This is a genomic window from Pseudomonas sp. BF-B-15, assembly GCF_019946675.1.
Classification (GTDB): Bacteria; Pseudomonadota; Gammaproteobacteria; order Pseudomonadales; family Pseudomonadaceae; genus Aquipseudomonas; species Aquipseudomonas migulae.
In genome coordinates, this window is sequence record NZ_JAGYFZ010000069.1 from 15,839 (window position 1) to 33,250 (window position 17,412).

General features: G+C 52.4%; 20 protein-coding genes and 1 tRNA gene. 11 read left to right on the plus strand and 10 right to left on the minus strand.

What is annotated here, in order from left to right:
- Nucleotides 1-46: 46 nt before the first annotated feature.
- The 6 genes from KGA97_RS20440 to KGA97_RS20465 all read left to right on the plus strand — a co-directional run bounded on the left by KGA97_RS20440 (nucleotide 47) and on the right by KGA97_RS20465 (nucleotide 5,848).
- Nucleotides 47-742, plus strand: a complete 696-nt coding sequence (locus KGA97_RS20440) for an ABC transporter permease (RefSeq protein WP_008024973.1) — start codon at nucleotides 47-49, stop codon at nucleotides 740-742.
- On the plus strand, nucleotides 739-1,428 hold the full coding sequence (locus KGA97_RS20445) for an ABC transporter permease (protein ID WP_008041034.1): 690 nt from the start codon (nucleotides 739-741) through the stop codon (nucleotides 1,426-1,428). Before KGA97_RS20440 ends, KGA97_RS20445 begins: the two co-directional genes overlap by 4 nt.
- A complete protein-coding gene (locus KGA97_RS20450; RefSeq protein ID WP_223481373.1) occupies nucleotides 1,409-2,638 on the plus strand; it encodes a methyltransferase in 1,230 nt (409 codons plus the stop codon). The genes KGA97_RS20445 and KGA97_RS20450 overlap by 20 nt, the downstream gene beginning before the upstream one ends.
- Nucleotides 2,639-2,937: 299 nt before the next feature.
- Nucleotides 2,938-4,179 carry a nucleoside deaminase gene (locus tag KGA97_RS20455; RefSeq protein ID WP_223481374.1) on the plus strand — a complete coding sequence of 414 codons (1,242 nt, stop codon included), beginning with the start codon at nucleotides 2,938-2,940 and terminating at the stop codon, nucleotides 4,177-4,179.
- A 119-nt stretch (nucleotides 4,180-4,298) separates the two neighbouring features.
- Nucleotides 4,299-4,374: transfer RNA gene (locus tag KGA97_RS20460), tRNA-Thr, on the plus strand.
- Nucleotides 4,375-4,546: 172 nt separating this feature from the next.
- Nucleotides 4,547-5,848 carry a tyrosine-type recombinase/integrase gene (locus KGA97_RS20465; protein ID WP_223481375.1) on the plus strand — a complete coding sequence of 434 codons (1,302 nt, stop codon included), beginning with the start codon at nucleotides 4,547-4,549 and terminating at the stop codon, nucleotides 5,846-5,848.
- 521 nt (nucleotides 5,849-6,369) lie between these two features.
- Here KGA97_RS20465 and KGA97_RS20470 read toward each other — a convergent pair.
- The 4 genes from KGA97_RS20470 to KGA97_RS20485 all read right to left on the minus strand — a co-directional run bounded on the left by KGA97_RS20470 (nucleotide 6,370) and on the right by KGA97_RS20485 (nucleotide 8,590).
- Nucleotides 6,370-6,813, minus strand: a complete 444-nt coding sequence (locus KGA97_RS20470; protein ID WP_223481376.1) for a hypothetical protein — start codon at nucleotides 6,811-6,813, stop codon at nucleotides 6,370-6,372.
- A gap of 122 nt (nucleotides 6,814-6,935) precedes the next feature.
- Nucleotides 6,936-7,403, minus strand: a complete 468-nt coding sequence (locus KGA97_RS20475) for a hypothetical protein (protein WP_223481377.1) — start codon at nucleotides 7,401-7,403, stop codon at nucleotides 6,936-6,938.
- Between the two features lie 9 nt (nucleotides 7,404-7,412).
- Nucleotides 7,413-7,796 (minus strand): hypothetical protein, encoded by a 384-nt coding sequence (locus KGA97_RS20480; protein ID WP_223481378.1) that lies wholly within the window; start codon nucleotides 7,794-7,796, stop codon nucleotides 7,413-7,415.
- The gene (locus tag KGA97_RS20485; protein ID WP_223481379.1) at nucleotides 7,793-8,590 is read right to left on the minus strand and encodes an ATP-binding protein; all 798 of its coding nucleotides are present in this window, start codon (nucleotides 8,588-8,590) and stop codon (nucleotides 7,793-7,795) included. Before KGA97_RS20485 ends, KGA97_RS20480 begins: the two co-directional genes overlap by 4 nt.
- 1,262 nt (nucleotides 8,591-9,852) lie before the next feature.
- Here KGA97_RS20485 and KGA97_RS20490 point away from each other — a divergent pair.
- From KGA97_RS20490 to KGA97_RS20505, 4 genes are all read left to right on the plus strand, one after another.
- Nucleotides 9,853-10,836: an integrase domain-containing protein gene (locus tag KGA97_RS20490; protein ID WP_223481380.1), complete on the plus strand. Its 984-nt coding sequence runs from the start codon at nucleotides 9,853-9,855 to the stop codon at nucleotides 10,834-10,836.
- Entirely contained in the window at nucleotides 10,829-11,104 is a 276-nt protein-coding gene (locus KGA97_RS20495; RefSeq protein WP_223481381.1) for a hypothetical protein, read from the plus strand. Before KGA97_RS20490 ends, KGA97_RS20495 begins: the two co-directional genes overlap by 8 nt.
- A gap of 180 nt (nucleotides 11,105-11,284) precedes the next feature.
- Nucleotides 11,285-11,839 (plus strand): TIR domain-containing protein, encoded by a 555-nt coding sequence (locus KGA97_RS20500; protein ID WP_223481382.1) that lies wholly within the window; start codon nucleotides 11,285-11,287, stop codon nucleotides 11,837-11,839.
- Nucleotides 11,840-11,876: 37 nt separating this feature from the next.
- Nucleotides 11,877-12,713 (plus strand): macro domain-containing protein, encoded by an 837-nt coding sequence (locus tag KGA97_RS20505; RefSeq protein ID WP_223481383.1) that lies wholly within the window; start codon nucleotides 11,877-11,879, stop codon nucleotides 12,711-12,713.
- Between the two features lie 109 nt (nucleotides 12,714-12,822).
- Here KGA97_RS20505 and KGA97_RS20510 read toward each other — a convergent pair whose 3' ends face one another.
- From KGA97_RS20510 to KGA97_RS20520, 3 genes are all read right to left on the minus strand, one after another.
- Nucleotides 12,823-13,761, minus strand: coding sequence for a toll/interleukin-1 receptor domain-containing protein (locus tag KGA97_RS20510; protein WP_223481384.1), 939 nt, complete (start codon nucleotides 13,759-13,761; stop codon nucleotides 12,823-12,825).
- Nucleotides 13,762-14,204: 443 nt separating this feature from the next.
- Nucleotides 14,205-14,453, minus strand: a complete 249-nt coding sequence (locus KGA97_RS20515) for a type II toxin-antitoxin system RelE/ParE family toxin (RefSeq protein ID WP_223481388.1) — start codon at nucleotides 14,451-14,453, stop codon at nucleotides 14,205-14,207.
- 24 nt (nucleotides 14,454-14,477) lie between these two features.
- On the minus strand, nucleotides 14,478-14,720 hold the full coding sequence (locus KGA97_RS20520) for a CopG family transcriptional regulator (protein ID WP_223481385.1): 243 nt from the start codon (nucleotides 14,718-14,720) through the stop codon (nucleotides 14,478-14,480).
- A gap of 506 nt (nucleotides 14,721-15,226) precedes the next feature.
- On the opposite strand from KGA97_RS20520, the gene KGA97_RS20525 reads away from it, so the two are divergent.
- On the plus strand, nucleotides 15,227-15,589 hold the full coding sequence (locus KGA97_RS20525; RefSeq protein WP_223481386.1) for a DUF6124 family protein: 363 nt from the start codon (nucleotides 15,227-15,229) through the stop codon (nucleotides 15,587-15,589).
- Nucleotides 15,590-15,698: 109 nt separating this feature from the next.
- Here KGA97_RS20525 and KGA97_RS20530 read toward each other — a convergent pair whose 3' ends face one another.
- From KGA97_RS20530 to KGA97_RS20540, 3 genes are read right to left on the minus strand one after another with little or no spacing between them, the layout of a single operon-like run.
- On the minus strand, nucleotides 15,699-16,409 hold the full coding sequence (locus tag KGA97_RS20530) for an SDR family NAD(P)-dependent oxidoreductase (protein WP_008024998.1): 711 nt from the start codon (nucleotides 16,407-16,409) through the stop codon (nucleotides 15,699-15,701).
- A gap of 43 nt (nucleotides 16,410-16,452) precedes the next feature.
- A complete protein-coding gene (locus KGA97_RS20535) occupies nucleotides 16,453-17,109 on the minus strand; it encodes a DsbA family oxidoreductase (protein ID WP_223481387.1) in 657 nt (218 codons plus the stop codon).
- Nucleotides 17,106-17,327, minus strand: coding sequence for a tautomerase family protein (locus tag KGA97_RS20540; protein WP_008025002.1), 222 nt, complete (start codon nucleotides 17,325-17,327; stop codon nucleotides 17,106-17,108). Before KGA97_RS20540 ends, KGA97_RS20535 begins: the two co-directional genes overlap by 4 nt.
- Nucleotides 17,328-17,412: the final 85 nt, after the last annotated feature.

Here is a 17,412-nt window from a genome sequence, read left to right on the forward strand (position 1 = left end):
CGGCGCCGGTCCCCGGCCTTGCCTGCCGCGATTTGAAAAGAAATCCATGATTATCGACCTCTACGGATTCGGCCCGGCGCTCGCCGCTGGCGCGCTGATGACTGTGAAACTGGCACTCTCGGCCCTGTGTCTCGGGCTGGTGCTCGGTTTGCTCGGCGCCTTGGCCAAGACTTCCCCGTACAAGCCGCTGCAATGGCTTGGCGGCACTTATTCGACACTGGTACGCGGCATTCCGGAACTGCTCTGGGTGCTGTTGATCTACTTCGGCACGGTCAACCTGATGCGTGCCCTGGGCGAGTTTTTCGGCAACCCCGACCTTGAACTCAATGCCTTTGCGGCCGGCGTGATTGCACTGGGCCTGTGCTTCGGCGCCTACGCCACGGAAGTGTTCCGCGGTGCAATCCTGGCAATCCCCAAAGGCCACCGCGAAGCCGGTGTGGCACTGGGTCTTTCGAAATTTCGCATCTTCACCAAGCTGATCATGCCGCAGATGTGGCGTATCGCCCTGCCCGGCCTGGGCAACCTGTTCATGATCCTGATGAAAGACACCGCGCTGGTGTCGGTGATCGGCCTGGAAGAAATCATGCGTCACGCGCAAATCGGCGTGACCGTGTCCAAACAGCCGTTCACCTTCTATATGGTGGCCGCGTTCATGTACCTGGGCCTGACGATTCTGGCCATGACAGGCATGCACTTCATGGAAAAACGCGCCGCTCGCGGCTTCGCGAGGAGCACCCAATGAACTGGGAAGTCATCATCAAGTGGTTGCCGAAACTGGCTCAGGGCGCAACGCTGACCCTGGAACTGGTGGCCATCGCCGTGATTGCCGGCCTGTTGCTGGCGATTCCTCTGGGCATCGCGCGTTCGTCGCGCCTGTGGTGGGTGCGGGCATTTCCCTACGGCTACATCTTCTTTTTCCGTGGCACGCCGTTGCTGGTTCAGCTGTTCCTGGTCTACTACGGCCTCGCGCAGTTCGATGCGATCCGTAACAGCTCGATGTGGCCGTACCTGCGCGATCCGTTCTGGTGCGCCACGGCGACCATGACCTTGCACACCGCGGCCTACATCGCCGAGATCCTGCGCGGTGCGATCCAGGCGATCCCACCGGGCGAGATCGAGGCGGCGCGGGCGCTGGGCATGTCTCGGGCGAAAGCGCTGTTCTACATCATCCTGCCGCGAGCGGCGCGCATCGGCCTGCCGGCGTACAGCAACGAAGTGATCCTGATGCTCAAGGCCAGCGCGCTGGCCAGTACCGTGACCCTGCTGGAACTGACTGGCATGGCCCGCACCATCATTGCCCGGACGTATCTGCCGGTGGAGATCTTCTTCGCCGCAGGCATGTTCTACCTGCTGATGGCCTACGTGCTGGTTCGCGGCTTCAAGCTGCTGGAGCGCTGGTTGCGCGTCGATGCCTGCCAAGGGCGTTGATTCCCACGTGCTGACGGGCGAGGCCCTGCTCGCCCGCTTCATGGCGCTGGATGCTTTTCTGATCGAGCATCAGGCGCTGTGGAAACCTCGACCGTTTACTCATCTGCAACTTCCTTGGGAAGCGTCCTACCCGGAGCTGGCTGAATGGCTACGCGGGCGATCACTGGAAGACGCGGAAAACAGTCATAACCAACCTTGTCTTCTGGATGCGCCGGAACCGTTTGCTTCGCTGGCGGCGCTATCCCTTGAGCTGGGTTCGGTGGGCGAGCTGCCGGCACACACGCTGGAGACCGCAGGGCATCGGTTGAATGTCGATGTGCCGGGGCGCAAGTGGCAGCAGATCGAGGCGTTTGCCAGCCGGTTGTCGTTTGCTGCGCCACCGATGCATTGGCTGGATTGGTGTTCGGGTAAAGGCCACTTGGGTCGACGCCTGCTTCAAACCGGTCAACAGCTCACGTGCCTGGAACATGATCCTGCACTGGTGCTAGGCGGTCAGGCACTCAGCCAGCGCCATCAGCTGCATGCGCTGCATGTCGAGCAGGATGTGCTGGCACCTGGCGCCGCCTCTTTGCTGAACGCCGATCACACACCGGTCGCACTGCATGCCTGTGGCGATCTGCATGTGCGATTGATCCAGCTCGCCAGCGCCGCCGGGTGCAAACAAATGGCCATTGCGCCGTGTTGCTATAACAGGATCAGTCTTCCTGCATATCAGCCAGTTTCCGCTGTCGGTTTGCGCTCCGACCTACAGCTGTCACTCGACGATCTCTCACTCCCGATGAGCGAAACCGTCACCGCCGGTGCCCGCGTCCGACGTCAGCGCGACACATCCATGGCCCGACGCCTGGCTTTCGACCTGCTGCAACGGCAACTGCGCGGTGTTGATGAATACCTGCCCACGCCTTCTCTGCCGAGCGCCTGGCTGGACAGATCTTTCGCCGACTACTGCCACCATCTGGCCGCATTCAAAGAGTTATCCACAGTCGGCCCGCAAGACTGGTCAGCGCTCGAAGCCGCCGGTTGGCAGCGACTGGCCGAAGTGCGCAATCTGGAGCTGCTGCGCGGACTTTTCCGACGTCCGCTGGAGCTTTGGCTGAACCTTGATCGAGCACTATTCCTCACCGAGCAGGGTTATACCGTTCGCCTTGGGACCTTTTGTGAAACCCCACTCACGCCGCGTAACTTCCTGTTGCTGGCGGAACGCACCTAAAACAGCCACAGCCTGTGGATAACTCTGTTGATGAAATATCGTGGATCCAATGTTTACGCCTGTTTCAGGGCTGAAACCAAACTGTTCAATTTTCGTACACCCGAATAAAAAACCGGAAAAACAGGCATTTGCGAGAAAATGAGACTGGATCCACATTTTCGATCTTAACCGCGTGCATCGCCTTCCCCGTTGTGCATAAGCATTAATTCAAAAGAACATAAACGCCCCGGAAATCCTCAACTATCTTTGCCAAGCGTCAGAATTCTCTGATGTCAGGGACAGCAAGGAGCTGGGAAAACATGAGCACATTGAACAGTGCACAGGAAGCCGTCGATACCGTCGCCAACGAAGCCATTGTCGCTGCGTTGCAGCAAACCTTCGCGGTGGGCGGCGCCATCATCAACAACGCAACGGGCGAGGTCATCGCCGCGCTGCACAACAACGTGCTGATGCCTTTCCCTGGCGGCGGCACAACTTACTTTCTACCCCACGACCCGACCGCCCACGGCGAACGGCAACTGGTGGACTGGTACTACGAAAACGTCGCGCCACTGAACCTGCCACCGCCCAATCAATTGACCGTCGTCACCACGCTCGACCCATGCGCCATGTGCGCCGGTTCGCTGCTGACCGCAGGATTCAACGTCGCCGTCAGTGCGATTGATGACTACGCGGGTATCAACTACAACAGCCAGTTCACCTTTCCATCGCTGCCGCCGCAGATCCGCCAACAGGCGCAGGACACCTGGGGCTATTACGCGATTGCGGCGCCAGTCAGCCGCGCCTATCAGGGTTCGAACAGCCCGGTGTTCGGCGGCCAGACCATCGACTCGGCGGCGTACTTCCTGTGCAGCTCGATCTTCTCCGCCAGCGTCAACACAGTGCGCGACGCCAGCAACAACAGCGGCCTGCCGCCGGATCAACTGCAAAACCCCGCCACCCTGCCGGCCAACAGCAAAGTGCGCCAGGCACTGACAGCGCTCAGCCCATTCGCACTGACCGTGCAATCGGCGAACCCACGGGATCCCGGCGCCGAACTCGCGCCTCCCCTGCTGAAAACCGCGCAGCAAAGCACGGTGTTCAACTCAGTGGCGCTGATCGACCCGTTCGGTAACCTGCTGGCGTGCCTGGGAGGCGTCGAGAACCAGTCGCCGATTCGTACAGCGTTCATGGAAACGACCCGCAGCTATGCGGTCATGCGCTGGACCCTGATGAACGACCCCGATCCGGCCGTTCGCGCTGAAGCCGGGCTTTACCTGACTCATCCAAAGTACGGCACCTTCGTCTTCCTCTATGCACCCGATCCAACAACGCCCCAGGCCGTAATGACCTTCGGCGCCTACGGTTCAACCATGGAAGGCCCCGTGCCGCAGAGCTATCCGTCCAACCTGCAATACGTGCTGCTGCCGGGCAATACCACCGCGCAAGCGTTGTCGACACTGGCCCAAAACCTGCCGCCGTTCTATACGCAAAGCGTGCAAGTGGCGCCTGCGCAGGTGCTGAGTCAGGACCTGATCAACGCGGTTAAAAACGGCGTGTGATGCTTCGCCGGCCAGTCCCGCAGATGCGTCTGCGGGGCTGGTCCGACGGCTGCGTAAAAATAGTCTGAATTCAGGGGTTTACAGAAGCTATCCAATCGCTATAATCGTCGCCCTAACACGCCGGTATAGCTCAGTTGGTAGAGCAACTGACTTGTAATCAGTAGGTCCCGGGTTCGACTCCTGGTGCCGGCACCATACAAGGTTCCAGAGAAGGCTTTCAAAATCTCTGGAACCCCCGAAAAACCCGCCTTCTGGCGGGTTTTTTCGTTTTGGCGTTCCGTCGGATTCCGGTGAGTCCTAGTGGATTCCAACCGGTTTAAGGGTAGAGTTTGGGGTAAAGGTCACTTCGATAAAAGGGAGTACCCTTATGTCGCGCACCACTGCTCCACTCTCTGATTCGGCTTGCCGCTCAGCCAAGCCCACCGACCGCGCCTACAAGCTTTTCGACGGCGACGGCCTCTACCTTCTAGTCCAACCCAATGGCCGCAAAGGCTGGCGGCTCCGTTACGTCAAACCTGACGGACGGGAAGGACTGACCTCGTTCGGCAACTACCCCGTCATTGGCCTCGCCGATGCGCGCCGCAAGCGCTTGGAGGTCAAGCGAATGCTGGCGGATGGCATTGATCCCATAGAGACCAAGCACCAAACCAAGGCGGAAGCCGTGATCAAAGGCAGAACCTTTGAAAGCGTTGCGCTGGACTGGCACACCGAAATGTCGGCCAAGTGGGCTCCAGGCCACTCCAAGACTGTGATGAGCCGCCTCAAAACCCACGTGTTCCCGCTGATTGGAGCCCGCGCCATTGTCGACCTCGACACCCATGACCTCATGCAGCCCTTGGAGGCGATCAAGAAGCGCGGAACAATAGACGTTGCTTTAAGGGTACAAAACTACCTTCAAAGCATCATGCGCGAGGCAAAACGCCTTCGGCTTATCACCGTAAACCCTGCTTACGACCTCGAAGGCTCGATCAAAGCCGCGCGGGTGGTACATCGCCCCGCTCTACCCTTATCGCGACTGCCAGAACTACAGGAGCGGATCGACACCTATAAAGGCCGCGCACTTACCCGTCTGACGGTGATGCTGTCGCTGCATGTGTTTGTACGATCCAGCGAGCTGCGTTTCGCACGCTGGAGCGAGTTCGACCTCAAGCGCGGCACCTGGGAGATACCGGACACTCGACCCGCCTTGGAGGGAGTACCCTTTTCCACAAGGGGTACGAAGATGGCAGGGGACATCCACCTTGTACCCTTATCGCCGCAAGCCGTTGCCCTGCTTGAACAGATCCACACCCTCACCGGTACATTCGGCCTGGTGTTTGCAGGCGATGCCAATCCCTGGAAACCCATGTCTGAAAACACGGTGAACAGCGCACTCAGAAAGATGGGCTACGACACCAAAACTGAAATCTGCGGCCATGGCTTTCGCTCAATGGCCTGTAGCTCGCTAATTGAATCAGGACTGTGGTCCGAGACCGCTATTGAAAGGCAGATGAGCCACAAAGAGCGGAACAACGTCAGTGCGGCCTACACACACAAGGCTGAGTTCATCGAAGAGCGGAGGCTGATCATGAACTGGTGGAGCCGGTATCTTGAGGTCAATCGACGGAAGCATTTAGCCCCACATGAATTTGCTAAAATATGGGCAAAAACATTAGCCCAATCAAGTTAAGACAACGCGCGGAAACACCTATGGACGAAAAGCAGTATTGAAAACATTAATAATCGGCCATGAAACGATTCGTCATTTCAGCTTCTGGGTCGTCAAACAACATGCTACAAATCTATTTCGAAATGCCGATGTTTTTCGCTTTATCTGCCGCCACCAAATATCTAAAGCTATTCATAGCCTTACAGAGCATTTTAAAAATGCGCGCGCATATAAGCACTTATTTAAATGCGAGACGCATCTTAGCAATTCGAAGTACTGGCAATGGCAGACGAGCTCTGATGAAATTTTGAACACGTTGTTCAGAGCAACAGTAATGACGCTGCTGTGGTATTTCAGATACTGCCCCAGCCCGCTGCCTATACTCCTTCGAGAGGTTGGATCAATAAAAAACCGAAAATAATAACGATTAAAAATTATTTTTCCATATGAGTACAATAGCCACGACAAAATTAATAGTGACTATTGCGTTGTTTTTACAAGCGAAGCGCAGCGCCGTGCATTTACCCCCCCCCAAAAAAAACTTAGAGCATTGATTCGATGCTGAGAAAATCCGGATCTGCACTCGCAAAAATTTTCTTTGCGCAATAATACCCAGACTCTCTTTTCATGAGGCTAAAAACTTCAGGACTTGAAAAACGATAAATATGAAATGCGCACAACTCGGCAGAAACCCTCAACCTGCTTCGAGGCCCAAGAACAACAATCAGCTCGTCATACTTAGCGGGATTACCAACATTCAGATTAGTACCTTCTGGCGAGTTATGTACTTTTACTTGCACGCGTGACTCGCCAATTGTTCCATCATATCCGGGATGACGACCACTTTTTTCTAGTAACAACCCATACTGCTGCACGCAAAGCCACTCTCCAATGTCACCAAGTAGCTTGTCAGAGCGTACGACCCCCGCGTCCAAGAGCTTGGATGCACACATGAAGAATTCACGAATAAGGTCATGCTCCGGCATTTTCTTTACTCCCCTAATGATAAAGCTAGACTTCCATAGAAACCTGAAAATTGTGATAGTATTTTCAGCAGAACACTGCTGTACAGGCGTCTGTGCAGAAGTAGTTTTACTGTGCACGGCGGCTAGACAAAGTTATCTATAACATCCCGAGCAACATTAATTATTTGCGTTAAGTCGGCATCACTTAGGTATGTAACCGAATGCCCACTATCCCGTGCTGATTGAATTTCATCAGCGGCACCACTTGTTAGCCCCTGCCCGCCAGTAAGTAGGTGTCCATCTACCTTTTTATTACTCTGAATGTCATCAACAAATTTTTTCGCGGTAGCTTTACTTATCTTATGCTTGGATTGTTTATGATCTTGTCGCAACACAACTTCGCCATCAGGAAGAGCTTCGAACTCGACTCTTTGAAGCGATGAGTTTACCACGTGCTGTAACTCTTTTTTTGTTGTATAAACCATAAAATCGACGCCGCTTTCTGGCGTATTGGTTCTAGTTGGCTTGGTAAACTCATACTCCTCTAAAGTTTGCTGAAGAAGCGCATGAGCTTCGGCCGCCCTTCCTTCGCCCTTTTTTCCCTTACTCATAAAAAAACCTTATATTAGGCTTATAACAAGGACAGCACCGTCTTCAGGTTCAACCATAGATTTAGCTATTAGCTTTTTTAGAAGAACTAACTCAGATATGACATTTTCCAGTTCATCTTTCTGCTCGCGATCCTTAGACTGATATTCTTCAATAATCTCACCAATCACCCTATTAATACTATTCCTAAGGGAAACTGCCGTTTCCGAGACCACATCTATACTGAATGTATCCTGCCCATCGCTTTCCAAAGCCTCACGCTCAATAAGATAAGGCTCCAACATATCAATTACATAGCTACCGACCTCTACTATGAAAATAGATTCATGCGTAGCTTCCATCAATTGCCCAGCGTCATTTAGATGGTATTGGGCCAACTCAACAGAGGTAGTCATTTAATACTCCTTAAATACTGCAAAAAATTTGTCGCTTTACGCTGATCAAGGTTGCTGCGGACGAACCACCTTCTGAGTTCTGCTTTTAAGGCATCGAATGAAGCAGCGCGCTCAGTAAAACTTGAACAGATTTCATCTACAGCGTGCTCGTCATCGATAAAATCTTCGATTGGAAAGCCACCAGTACGGAAAAACTCTAGAAAGTGTTCTTTCTGCGGAGGTTCAATTTCATATTGAAATGAAAAACGCCGACGGACTGCCGAGTCTATTTTGTCTACGTAGTTGGTAAGGCCAATTATGTAAAGATTCTTATTTAAACTGGCCTTATCTAATTGATTCATCAACTCCGCAACAGCACGATTCATATCAGGGTGCTCGTGCGTATTTTCTCTATTAAGGAAAAACACCTCAATCTCATCCATGAGGATAACCACATAATATTTCTTTGTTACTTCATTTATTTCATTGAACAATTCGGTAATGTTTTTTGCTGCATCCCCCATGCGACTCGAAATTAGCTGCGGCAAATCCACTTCATATATTGACGCTTCTATACCCTCCTTTTTTTTAAGCTTATTGGCCAATTCATAAGCTATTGCCGTTTTCCCATGTCCTGGAGGACCGTATATCAGTACCTTGCAGCCGATATCGAGGAAGCTTAATGTCTTTTGGTTTCCGCTAAGAACTACATTAAATATCTTCTCGAGGTCGACACGAATAGAATCGTTACCCGTCAGCAACTGTATCTTGCGGTCAATCCATGACTGCTCAACTTTTTTAATAAAATTACTCAATCCCAACCTCTTTAACTCTACGGGCGCATCAACGCTTCGTTTTATGTCGTTAAATACTAGCGGAAGCCAAATCAACCAGTAGAATTTCAACCCAATGGTAACGTCCCACCGAAGTCACAACGCTACTGTATTAAAAAGATAAATGCTACTGCTTTTGTCTTGCCTACCCAGGTACGCGAGAAAAAATAGTGCGTCAATTTTCCAGCGTGCTCGGCGAGCAAAAACCTTTCACCAACGAAACACAATATGACCCGATCAGCTGCTGAACGCTCGGTTTATTAACAATACACTATTGTTAATTCTATATAAGTCGGCTAATGAACTCTTGAGAAAATTTTATGGTTCGGTATTTATAGGCTTAGTCCCGTAGAGCAGGACGAGCCCTATTGCATTTGCGGGTCCATCCAAACAGGGCTGCAAAGCCGCCCTGTTTGGATGGACCTCACTTAAAAATCTAGAGCCCACGCAACTGTCTGTGGAAAACCAAAGATTTCCACCGGTGGGTAATTTCATCCACAGCCGCAGAACTCCCGAAAATTGGAGTCTTGACCCGAATTATCCACAGGCGTAGAAAAGATCGGGCAAAGCGCTGTCGTTGACAGCAACCCAGGTAGCCAGAACCTTTAAGGCTACGCCACACCGTGGTGGTTCTCCCAAAGTGCGATTAGCGTCCGGCAGCTCGCACGGTCACAACGATGTGATGGATGCCTACTTTTATCAGTGTGCCCACTGCGGCAACTCATACCCTTTCATAGCTGCCCTGCAGCAACCTATTCGCTTGGCCATTCCCGTGCGCCAACCTGCGCCCGTCTCTTTCTCCCGGAAAGAGACGGGCGCTCCTACCGCTGCTGCAGCCCAACTCGTACAAGGCTTTGCGGCATTCCCCCTCGTGACAATCGGCGTGACAAACACCGAAGTCACCAGCAACAGCGATGCAGATGATGGTGCCGCAGCCCAAGGAATGGACTGCACCTGACTGACAGTCAGGCATGCCCCGGTCATCGCATCCCTGCCTTCACCTGACTCAGGATCTCGCGGCACCGGTTTCGTCAGCCAGTGCAGCCTCCACCCGCCCACCTCTTCGGAGGTGCTCAGGAGGCCAGATCATGAGATGCCCAAGCTCCCGGTCGTAAAGAGCCGGCAGTCCCGCGTTAGTGGATAACCCTCACAGGTCGCAGGGGCCTTGATCCCTGATAACACTCAACATCCTTGGCGGGATGACGTGGGGCGAGGATCGGAGAACGGGAGATGAGGTGATTGAGATGGCATTGGTGGGTAGACGCGATGGCCGCAATTTCGGCTACGGCAGGCAATTGAGCTACGCAGGACCGCAGGCATTGAAAGACATGTTCGGCGGCGGCCACTATGGCACGGTGAAGGCACACTGTGATCGGTGGCAGGCATTCGTGAAGTGGTGCCGCTCAGATCAGGGCCCCGGTATCAATGATGCGCGGCAGATTGATCGGAAGGTATTGGCGGACTATGCGGCGTATCTGCGCGACGTGGTTAGGCGCGGTGACCTCGCCGTCAGCACCGCACAAAATCGGCTTTCCAGCGTTAACAGAACCATGGCGACGCTTCGCGGTGATCAGTACGTGAAGTTGCCAAGTCCGAGCAAGGCGTTGGGTATGCAGCGTACCGGGGTCCGTCACTCGGTTCCGCAGGGCCAAGACCGCGAACAGGTTAAGCAGGTCGTCAATGTGCTTTGCAACCATCATCAGCTGCGGGCCGCCGCGATTGTTCTGTTGGTGCGAGCCACCGGCATGCGCTTGCGTGAGGCCATATTGGCTGACCTGCCACGGCTAAGCCGTGAAGCTAAGAACTTCGACAAGATCAATATCCAAGACGGTACGAAAGGTGGCCGCTCCGGCACCTCGGCGCCACGTTGGATTGCGGTGGATGACTATGTACTTGATGCGCTTGCATTGGCGGAGCAGGTGTCGCCTCTGGGTAGCCGCAACTTGATTGCGCCAAATGAAAGCTACTTGAACGTGTTGCAGGAAGTCGTCCGCCCGGCGCGGGACATCCTTCATGCACAGAATCTTAAAGCCCTCCACGAGTTACGAGCAGCGTTCGCATGTGAAAGCTATGAACGGATCACCCATCACCGCGCACCTATCAACGGCGGTGATTGCTCTCGGATAGATCGGCGCCTTCATTTTGAGGCTCTGAGGCAAATCAGCAATGAGCTGGGACACGGTCGAATCGACGTGGTCGCCGCCTACATTGGGGGTAGGCATGAGTAAGCCATTCGATATGGAGATATTTTTAGCTGGGGTATTGACCGGGTCACACGCGACGCGGGAACGTCATTTGCGTCAGTCCAAGATTATCCAAGCAGAGATTGCAGAACGCTGGCAGCGGCTGACGCCATGGACTTGGCAGAGAAAGCATGTTGCGTGGTTTCTCGATCATCGGCTAGGTCGGCGCAGTGAGGCGACACGGTATTACTATTTACTGACTGTACGTCTGCTCACTCGTCGTTTAGCAAAATCATGGGTTTTCAAACTCTGAGTGAGATTCAGGTTTGGATAGTTACGGACGACAGCAATAGACCCAGCGATGACACTACCGCCAAGCAAAATGATGACCTACAGGGAAGCTAAGGGTAGTCACAATTCGTCCCCTTACTCGGTGTTTCCGTCTACGAAAGGAGCTATATTGTGATTTCCACCCTTTCAACCTGGATGAACGATGACGAACCGAAATGGAAATTACTGCGCGTTCTATGTTGCAGAGCCGTTCAACGAAAGCTCACTTAAAGCTCACGCCACTCCCGACTTTGTTTATTACAACATGTTGCGTGCATGGAAGGGTAAAGACTCAGCCTTCCCTTTCAACGACTCGCATGCCAAAACCTATAGCGTCAGGGACGGCAGTGACTGGGAAGCTACTTTGAAGCCTAGATTGCGCCAGCGCCTACAGGTTTCGAAAAACATCATTCTATTTCTAAGCAATTCCACTATTGAGTCGAAAGCGCTTAAGGAAGAAATCGAGTATGGTATCAGCAACCAAGGACTGCCGGTGATAGTCGCATATCCTGGATTTGATCTGCTCTTGAGCAATGGAAGTTTGAAAAAAGAAGTCAAAGATCTTTGGAATAAGCTTCCAACATTCAAGAGACTGATGGACGGAGTGCCAACACTTCACATTCCTTTGCAAAAAGACGCAATCACAAAGGCTTTAAGCAACTCTAATTTCTCGCTCTCAACTAAGTGCAAACCTAGTATCTATCGCTATGACGAATGATGACTGAGCTAAATTGGCGACTGCTTAGGAGAGCATTGTGAAAAAAGTAGATTTTTTTGATCGGCAATTGGTAAAGGATTTTAAAGAAAGAATTTCAACGGTGAGTACTGTCTTCTCACTTTTTTTGATTTTCGTAGAGATCCCTTCTGACAAAAAAGCTGCTGCGGGATGTATTTTTGTTTTAGCCCTAATTATTTTATATATAATTCTGTGGCAGCGCGCGAACAAGCTAAACCTGGTTGAGCTTGACATTGAAGGAAGCAAAGTAACAATAAAAAGCGGCGATATTTTTTCGGAGCGCGGACTTAAGGTTATTGCCTTTAATGAATATTTTGACACAGTGGTTGACGACAAAATAATCTCTGCACACTCTTTAAATGGTGTATTCATAAATCACCACTTACCTGCAACACTAGCAAAACTCGACCAACACATAGAGAACTATGCATTTGATGCGGATGAGCTTGCCGAACGCAATGATGCACGAGCGGAGGGCAAGAAGCAACGCTACAACATAGGCACTCTATGTGTATATGACGATTTCATTCTCGCTGCCTTTTCAAAATTTGATAAGAACAATCGTGCGGTTTTGACCATGCCAGAATACTTAGAATTTTTAATTAATTTCTGGGATAGGATAAATAAGGTCTACGCCCAACAAAGCGTGTCCACGCCAGTGTTCGGCTCGGGAATCACCAGAATAAAAGAACATAAAAATATTACGGACGAAGATCTTCTGAAAATAATGCTGTGGACTTTTCGAATTAGTGAAATGCGCTTCAAATACCCGGCAAAACTTACCATCGTCGTTCACAAAGACAAAATGGCCAGTATTAGCCTTCTTGATATTAAGTCAGTAAGAAACGGAATATAAGAAACTTAGAGACGATACCATCACTGGCATCGCTTAAGCCTTAGTATCCTCTTCTGGGTGAAAGCAGCCATTTTCAAAATGGCCGCCTCCGAATCGTAACTAATTGTTGCTATTGCAAGGTTCTACGCAATGAAGGCGAGACATTACTGATCGCGCAGTCTCCACCGATAAACCAGGTGACGGAAATTTTTCGCCCACCCGCAAGAATTCTCAAGCAGTGCTCAATCAGAAACGGGGTCAAGTCAAGACACTTTTTAATTTGTGAAAAACTCGTGCAACCATTGTTCACAATCGCGGAAACAACTGAGCTAAAAGCAGCGTCATAATTGCTCACATGCTCACGAGCATACAATTCAAATCCTGCATCAGTGAGCGCTATGGATGGCATTTCGCCTCCAAGAAAATGCTGAAGCTCAAACGTGCCGTGTTCACCGAGAAACTCAATGGAGTCTCTAAGCTGGTGCTCAGGCATAACCAACTCGCCATCCTTGCAAAATGCTGAAATGTTTATGTGTCTCGAGCCTGTTTTTATCGCGAAGTCACATGCAAGCTTGCACACCAAGCTGTCCACGTTATTATGCCCCGCGACACTTACACCGAAGCTGCCCACGTATGCTGGTGGCTTACCCAAAGCTGGCTTGTCTGAAACACCAAAGATTGAAGCAATAATGCGCTCAAGACTTGATTGATAGGATGCAGTATCTTCAATACTCTCCCAAAGTGTTGACTTTAACGCTTCAGGAACTTCGCAATCGTCAATTACGACAGGAATCAACTTACTTCCAGTATTGATTCGCTTTACACAAGCAGCATCGAGTTCATACTTAACCCAAGGTTTACTAACGCTATTTTTTGAGAGAACTACAATTACTGCCTGAGCATCTTTGATCCCCTCGTCAAATATCTTTGTAACAAGGCTGTCGCCAGGAAGCATCTCCCACTTATCGAGCCATGCGTCAACTCCATGGGCTCTAAGCTGCTTCGCAAAGTCCAACACGAACCGATCCTTATCCTCACTCGCGTGACTTACAAAAACCTTGGGAGACATATCCATTCTCGTGTTTTGATGATTGCGAATTATGAGCACAACTGGTGAAAAATCGCTACAAAACAGCACTCCTAGGTTAGCGTAGCGTTCTCAGCGCGTCGGATGCGAAGCGCGGTAGGCAGAACGCGCTCAGCTGGAGGTGACGACTGCTGTGGATTGTACCAACTGCATCTTTGAGTCCCTTGCTGCTTGCCGTGCCCCAATAATGAAGGCGCGAGAGGCTGTCGTGTGTTGAGGGCAACCGCCCCTTAGTTAAGCTTTTCTTGCATGTATGAAAGCTCGGGCGAGGTATGAAAGGGTAGTTTTAGAGATAGCGCTCCATGCCTTTAAATATAAAACACCTATAAATCATGTAGTTATGAACATTTTCGACTCCTGGTGCCACCATATAAAACAAAGCCCCCGTAGAAATACGAAGGCTTTTATGTTTTCGAGGGCCCCTCTTACCAATTGGTACGAGGGCGTTGCCGCGTGTGAAACACCCCGAGGATTTGAAGGCGATCACCGTGTACTCGGTAGGGAATGGGATAGGACCAATTGGGCACGGCCCATTTGCGCGTGTTTTTGACTTGACCTTCACGACCCATGGCTGGAAATTCGGCCTGCTTGTCTACGCTGGCAAAGATCGCATCGGAGAAGTCGTCAGCAGCCTTGGGGTTTTCAAGAGCAATGTTGCTCGCTTCGTCTTCCAGGTTTTGAGGTCTTTTTCCAGCTACTCAACCCGCATTTCTGCTCCAGCGTCGGGCGCGCATCGCCGCTACCTGATCATCGGAAGCGAATTTACCCTGATCTGCCTCCTCTACCGCCAGTTCTATCTGTGCAGTCAGTGCCCTCTCGTACTCGATGTAGTCGCGAAGAACGTCCATCGTCAAGTGGCTCACACTTTGGCCATTCATCCTGGCTAGATCGGCGAGATAGTTTGAAAGGTCTTCCGGCAGGTTCAGGGATATCTCGGTCATGGCAGCCTTGATAGAGAACGTTGGTTGCGCATCTTATACCGTCGTCGCCCGAGCACACCGATACAGCTCCATTAGTGGAGAGTCGTCGGAGATTTCCTCATCGCTTGATGGAAATGCTCCCCTGAAAGTCTTCTACGACGGATGTATGGCTTGTTTAGAGGTACTTGTTTAATCGCGTTTCGCGTCACTTCCTGAAAGCTACAAAACCTTGCGGCATTGCCTACAGGTACGCCAGACTCCGCCGGCTTGTGCGGCTATTGCCCGGGTTCTATCGTGGACCTGCCACTGCTCATCAGTGGTCGGGTTTAGCGGCCCGCGTTCCATCGGCTGCAAGTGCACCCATCGCACAGGCGTTTCAATGCCTTCGGTTTGATGGTGGCTGCACGTAGGGCGCCCTCGGGCGCGCCGGCTTTTGCTGATGGTCCCCGGTCCGCTAACCTGCGTGCAGCTGCCACCCTTTTCGCTTAGCGGCGGAAAGGGTTGGCACCCGACAGGACTATCAGCATATGCGTAAGGTAACCCCTGATCCCCCGGATGCAGAAAACGCATCTCCGAACGAAAGCCCCGATACACAAAAGCCCGATGAAGCGACCAACCGCGACGACGATGATCACCACGCCTCCATCGCAGACATCAAAGCCATCCCGCGCAAGCCTTCCACAATGTTCATCGCCAACCCGAAAGTCGATGTTCAAGAACTGCTGGGCTTTTCAAGCGAGGCGCTGGCATCCGCCTGCGTGATCATCATGGATCAGGCAGACCGAGAGACGGGGACAAGTCGCAACACCCTGCTGGGCGTTCACCTGATCATGTCCGCAGTAGAAATCTCAGTGAACCGTGCACTGGACCACCTCGACCCAATTGAATAGAACGCAGCACGTAAAAAACCACAGAACGGCGTCGGATTCATTTTCGACTATTCAAAACAAAGCCCTCATACGAGGGCTTTGTTGTTTCCGCAGTTTGAAACAGCCGGCCTTAGTGACCCGCGCTCTGCCCACCATCCACATGCAGGATTTCGCCGGTAACAAAGTTGGCGCTATCCAGATAAACAACCGCCTGAGCAATGTCGCTGATCTCGCCCATGTGCCCGACCGGGTGCAGAGCGCCCAGCGCTGCGTGAGTCTCTTCACCATGCATCGGCGTCTTGATGATGCCTGGGGAGACCGCGTTGACCCGAATCCCGCGCTTGGCGTATTCGATGGCCAGGGATTTGGTCGCCGCGTTCAAGCCGCCTTTGGTCAGCGAAGCCAGTACCGATGGCACGCCGTCGATAGCGTGGTCGACCAGGCTGGTGGTGATGTTGACGACGTGGCCGCTGCCTTGTTTTTCCATCTCGGTGATCGCGAGTTGGGTGATGTAGAAGAAGCCGTTCAGGTTCACCGACAGCACATTGGCGTAGTCTTCAGCGGTGTACTGGGTGAACGGTTTGGCGACGAAGATACCGGCGTTGTTGACCAGGGTGTCGACGCGGCCGAAACGTGCGATGGCTTCGCGGATCACTTGTTGAGCGACTTCCGGGTTGCCGATGTCGCCGGCCACGGTGAGGATGTCCGGATCGGTGGATGGCTTGATCGAACGGGAAGTGGCGACAACTTTGTAATCCAGATCACGGAACGCTTTAACCATGCCGGCGCCGAGACCTTGGGAAGCGCCAGTAATTACGATGACTTTTTTCGAATTGCTCATGATGAACCTCTACTAATAAATGATGGTTTGAAAAGGTAATGAATCAGGCTTCGGCGGGTTCCTTCGCCATTTGTCTCAACATTTGTTCGTAGTACTCGACCGACTGCGAACCGGACACCAGGTGCCGACCGTTGAGAATCATGGCCGGTACCGAATTGATGCCGTGCTGCTGGTAAAAAGCTTCCAGCTCACGCACTTCTTTGGCGAACGCTCCGGACGCCAACACCTCTTGCGCCGCCGCTGCATCCAGCCCCGCTTCGGCTGCCAGTCGAACCAGCGTCTCGCGATCGCTCGGGTTCTGGCCGTCGGTGAAGTAACCGCGTAGCAGGATCTTCTTCAGCGCAACTTGCCGCCCTTCCTGTAACGCCCACAACAGCAGGCGGTGAGCATCAAAGGTGTTGTAGAAGTGAGTGCGCTTCTCCAGGTCAAACTTGAAACCGAGTGCTTCACCACGAGCGATCTGCATCGCTTTGCCGGAGGCGACGTCTTCAGCGGTGCGCCCGTATTTGCGCATCAGGTGCTCGACGGCTTTCTCGCCTTCAGGCGGCATGTTCGGGTTCAACTCGAACGGCTTGTAGGTCAGCTCCACCGAGACTTCACCCGACACGTTCTCAATCGCCTGCTCTAACGCCGTCGCGCCCAATGCACACCAAGGGCACACCACGTCGGAGACGAAATCGATGGAGACCGACGCAGTCACGACTTGCCCTCCTTCTCAGCCAGTTGCTTGCGGTACTGGGTGGTAGTGATCCCGGCGTAGCCCCAGTTATCGGTGTCGACTTCTTCGATCACGATGTGGGTCAGGTGCGGGTCCTTCTTGAGGACGCGTTCCAGTGTTTCAGTGATTTCAGCGATCACCTGAGCTTTCTGCTCAGAGGTAACGCCATCGCGGGTAATGCGTACGCTTACAAAAGGCATGAGGAAGATCTCCAGTGACCTGCTCATCGGGATGATGGGTAGGTGTTGGAGCTCAATGTAGGAGGTTGGGGGGTGGGGATAAAGG